The sequence below is a fragment of the Variovorax sp. P1_H12_2 genome, from assembly GCF_056405335.1.
This window is the reverse complement of the sequence record NZ_JBFUCI010000777.1, coordinates 1-1,088: the sequence shown is the minus strand read 5'-3', so window position 1 is coordinate 1,088 and position 1,088 is coordinate 1. Positions and strand designations below refer to the sequence as shown.

The following is a 1,088-nucleotide window of genomic DNA, read 5'->3' as shown; positions in this document are numbered from 1 at the left end:
GGGCCGCCCCAAGCAAGCGAGCACCCCCTCGGGGGGCAGCGACGACACGCAAGTGCGGAGCGTGGGGGCCACACCCCCCAGAGCCTATGTCGAACACGTCGCCATCTGGGTCCGCGACATTCACTGGCACATCAAGTTTTTCCGCGACGTCTGCGGCATGGTCATGCGAGAAGTACAGGGCACCGTCGAGGAGCCCATCCAGTACTGGACGCTCGGCGGCATGCAGTTCATGGCCAAGCCGGACTACGCCGGCCCCGAAGGCCGCCTCGGCCATCTGGGCGTGATGTGCGAAGACCTGGAAGCCGCACTCGCCGCCGCGCAGGCCTTCGGCGTCACCGAGATGTCGCAAGGCCGCAACTGGCTGCGCCTGCCCGATGGCCTGGCCGTCGAGTTCATCCAGGCCAGCCCCGGCGCAGTCGCCAAGGCCCTGGCCATCGATCCCCGCGCCTGAATTTTTTCAATTGCCCAGAGACACCCACCATGACCACCCTCACCATCGAAGACAAGTATTGGGACGATGCCGTCGTCGGCGAAGAATGCACCAGCCCGCCCTATGAAGTGACCGAAGCCCGCGTGATGGCGTATGCCGACCTCACCGGCGACCACACGCCAGTGCACACCGACGAGGCCTATGCCCGCACCACGCCGTTCGGCACCCGTGTGGCCCACGGACTGTTCGGCCTGTCGGTCGCTGATGGCCTCAAGACCCAGAGCGACATGCGCTTCATGCCCGGCATGTCGCTGGGCTGGGAATGGAGCTTTGTCGCCCCCATCAAGCTCGGTGACACGGTGCGGGTGAGGTTCCATGTCGGCACCAAGCGCGAGTCGAAGAGCAAGCCGGGCTGGGGCATCCTGGTGCTGCCGTCGGAGCTCGTCAACCAGCGCGATGAAGTCGTGCAAAAGGGCGAGCACCGCGTGATGGTGCCGAGGAAGACGGCATGAACGCGGCACGACAACAAGCGCTGCCGCTGGCCGGCATCCGCGTCATCGACTACAGCCACTTCCTGGCCGGCCCTTACGTCGGTCGATGCCTCGCGGCACTGGGCGCCGAAGTCATCAAGGTCGAGCGCCCCGGCACCGGTGACGCG

The 1,088-nt window shown here is 66.3% G+C and carries 3 protein-coding genes; all 3 read left to right on the top strand.

Features of this window, described 5'->3' with window-relative positions; all coding sequences use genetic code 11:
- Positions 1-61: 61 nt before the first annotated feature.
- Positions 62-451, top strand: coding sequence for a VOC family protein (locus tag AC1D2K_RS35075; protein ID WP_478095078.1), 390 nt, complete (start codon positions 62-64; stop codon positions 449-451).
- Between the two features lie 29 nt (positions 452-480).
- Positions 481-942 (top strand): MaoC family dehydratase, encoded by a 462-nt coding sequence (locus tag AC1D2K_RS35070; RefSeq protein ID WP_478095075.1) that lies wholly within the window; start codon positions 481-483, stop codon positions 940-942.
- Positions 939-1,088: CoA transferase (locus tag AC1D2K_RS35065; RefSeq protein ID WP_478095077.1), on the top strand; the 150-nt coding region annotated here is incomplete at its 3' end. The genes AC1D2K_RS35070 and AC1D2K_RS35065, both read left to right, overlap by 4 nt.